The sequence below is a fragment of the Haloparvum sedimenti genome, assembly GCF_001462205.1.
Classification (GTDB): Archaea; Halobacteriota; Halobacteria; order Halobacteriales; family Haloferacaceae; genus Haloparvum; species Haloparvum sedimenti.
This window is the reverse complement of the sequence record NZ_LKIR01000059.1, coordinates 19,983-23,175: the sequence shown is the minus strand read 5'-3', so window position 1 is coordinate 23,175 and position 3,193 is coordinate 19,983. Positions and strand designations below refer to the sequence as shown.

The window sequence follows — 3,193 nt, the reverse complement described above, 5'->3', positions numbered from 1 at the left end:
GGTTATTGCTAGATTAGCGGTAAACAGCGTCGGTGACCAAACCCTATAATATTCAAATACAACCTGAGCATCCTGATTGAGGGTGGATAGAGTTTTGGAACTGGACTGTTTATCGTTGATTATGACGCCAATCATCACAACGGAAGCGAGCGCCCCTTTGGAAGTTCAAAACCTGGGCGGTATTGAGAACACCTCTGTAACGCTTTCTCCGGGGGTAAACGTCCTTGAAGGCCGGAATGCGACAAATCGCACATCACTATTGCGATCGATCATGGCCGCGATGGGAAGTGATCGCGCCCAGCTCAAAGGGGATGCAGATGAAGGACGGGTTGAACTGCGACTTGGGGACGAAACATATACTCGGACATTCACCAGAGAGAATGGCACTGTGAATACGGACGGTGACCCCTACTTAGATGATGCTACTCTTGCAGATCTCTTTGCGTTTCTCTTGGAAGATAACGAAGCCCGGCAGGCTATCGCACAAGCCCACGATCTTCGTGATATCATTATGCGGCCAGTTGATACAGAAGCTATTGAGAACGAAATCAGAGAAGCGGAAGCAGAGAAAGATCGTATTGATGACGAACTGGCCGCTCTTGAGAAACGTGCAAATCGACTTCCGGACCTAGAAGAGAAACGGGAGTCCCTGAAAACGGAGCTAGCGGAGAAGGAGTCAGAGCTGGAGGAGGTCCGTGAGGAACTTGAAAGTCTTGACGGAGATGTAGATGAATCTCGCGCGCAGCGTGATAAATTCGAGAAGACTCTCGCCGAGCTGAATGATGCACGCACCGAACTCGATCAAGTACAGCGGAAACTTGACTCCCAAACAGAACAACGAAACGCACTGAAGCAAGAACGAGAAGATCTCCGCGAGGAGCGTGAGAACCTTTCAACGTCAGTTCGCGAAATTAGCAACCTTGGCCAACGAATTGGCGAGCTCCGGGAGCGAAAGCGCACGCTTAATTCCCTAATTGACCGCCTCCAAAACGTAATCCAGTTCAATCGCGACATAATGGAAGATGCCGACTCGGAGTTGCGGGAGGCGTTGGTCACTGACTCCAACCATATCACCGATGAACTCATGGAGGAAAATCAGAAACTCCGTTGCTGGACATGTGGCTCGGATATCGAACGCTCTGATATTACAGAGACGTTGGAAAACCTCGAAGCGCTTCGCGAGGACAAGATGGCCGAACGGAAGGAGGTGGTATCGGATCTCGAAGATCTCCGTGGTGAGAAGCAGACGTTGGAGGAACACCAGCAACGCCGCGAACAGATCGAGCATCGCCTCGAACAAATCTCGGACCGGCTTGACCAACAGGAGCGTGTTATCGCGGATCTTCGCGAAAATCGGGAGGAGACTACAAACGAGATCCAGGAACTAGAGGCGAACTTAGAGGAACTGAATGCTGAGGAAGATCGGATTCTTGAGCTGAACAAGCACGCAAACGAACTTGAGGTCGACATTCAGGATCTCCGTTCGGACCTCAACGATGTCAATACTGAAATTGAGGATCTTGAATCGGATCTCTCGGAACGTAGCTCCCTGGAGGAACGTCGTGAGGAGGTAAACAATCGACTCGAAACGCTTCGCACGCGTATCACAGACATTGAGCAGAATGCTGTGTCAGAATTCAATGAACATATGGATACGGTTCTTGATCTGCTTGACTACAACAATCTCGAACGGATTTGGATTGAACGGCGGGACTCAAGCCCCAACACTAGTGATAGTCAAGCCGTTTTCGACCTGCATATTGTTCGGTCTACTGATGAAGGCGTTGCGTATGAGGATACGATTGACCACCTTAGTGAAAGCGAGCGCGAGGTAACAGGGTTAGTGTTCGCGTTGGCGGGGTATCTTGTTCATGAGGTCTATGAGGTAGTCCCGTATATGCTGTTAGACTCGTTGGAGGCAATTGACGCAGAACGTATCGCCAGTATTGTGGACTATTTCAAAGAATACGTTCCGTATCTGGTGGTTGCACTTCTCCCTGAGGATGCACAAGCCCTTGGAGACTACTCATACATTCAAAACATCTAACTGAAAACGCAATTCTGTAGGGAGAAATATTACGTAAATATTTAGCCGGAATCTATTTTTGGGATTGAGTTTGCCCCAGATATTGGGGAAACAATTATTATGTATGATTATAGATGGAGGACCATGCCACGTTGGTGGCCAGCAGATACCATAGAGAGTGGACCAGGTTTCCGGAGCGGAATCCGCGACATTAGTGAATACCTTGATCTAAACAAGGTTGGATCAGGTCTTACTGCAGCCATCTTTGGTTGTACAGGGCCTGCACTCATTATACTACAGTCAGCGCAGCAGGGAGGGCTTACAAATGCTCAAGCTGTGTCCTGGTTGTTCGCTATCTATGTGCTCGGCGGTCTCATTACTGTCGGCATGGCACTGTACTACAAACAACCGATTATGGGTGCTTGGACAATTCCCGGCGCAGTGCTTGTCGGTATCGTCCTTGCTGACTTTAACCTAGCACAAGCCGCAGGGGCATACTTTGTTTCCGGGCTACTCGTCTTCATAATTGGTATCTCGGGGAAGTTCCGTGATATCGTAGAAAAACTCCCCCGTCCGATTATTATGGGGATGATCGCTGGTGTGCTCATCGGATTCACGATCGATATCATCAACTCGATCTCTTCAGCGCCATATATCGCGGGCCTTGGCTTCTTGGGGTACTTGGTATTCCACCGCTTTTTCGCACGGATCCCCGGGATTGTCGGCGCGATTGTGCTTGGGACTGGTGCTGCCGTCTGGACGGGGAACACTTCGTTTGGCAGTGTGTCGGTTGAGCTCGCTCAACCGGTTCTCGTAATGCCAGTGTTCTCCATCGAGTCGATCATCACTATCGCCATCCCGCTGACTATTATGGTCATCGGAGCCGAGAACATGCAAGCTATCGGTGTCCTTCAGGCTGAAGAATATGACCCGCCAATTAATTCGATGCTGGTCTTCAGTGGCTTGGGCGGGATAGTAACCAGCTTCTTTGGTGGACACAACGCCAATATTGCTGGTCCCATGACCGCTATTACGAGTAGCGAAGAGTCAGGGTTCCCAAGAGAGGGGCGCTACGTGGCATCAGTTATTGGTGGACTCCTATTCGGTGGGTTTGGCCTGATCGCAGCTGCAGCAACATCCATCGTTAATGCCGTGCCTGGCACGCTG

Annotated in this window: 2 protein-coding genes; both read left to right on the top strand. The window is 50.2% G+C overall.

The window, feature by feature from the left end; genetic code table 11:
- Window positions 1-121: 121 nt before the first annotated feature.
- Window positions 122-2,047 carry an archaea-specific SMC-related protein gene (locus tag AN233_RS03345; RefSeq protein WP_058365435.1) on the top strand — a complete coding sequence of 642 codons (1,926 nt, stop codon included), beginning with the start codon at window positions 122-124 and terminating at the stop codon, window positions 2,045-2,047.
- A 99-nt stretch (window positions 2,048-2,146) separates the two neighbouring features.
- Window positions 2,147-3,193 (top strand): benzoate/H(+) symporter BenE family transporter (locus AN233_RS16230; protein WP_343123569.1); only part of this gene is annotated, 1,047 nt, incomplete at its 3' end.

What these genes read in the sequence shown, in the direction of transcription:
- AN233_RS03345 (WP_058365435.1), top strand. Translation starts at nt 122, where the DNA reads ATGACGCCAATCATCACAACGGAAGCGAGCGCCCCTTTGGAAGTTCAA.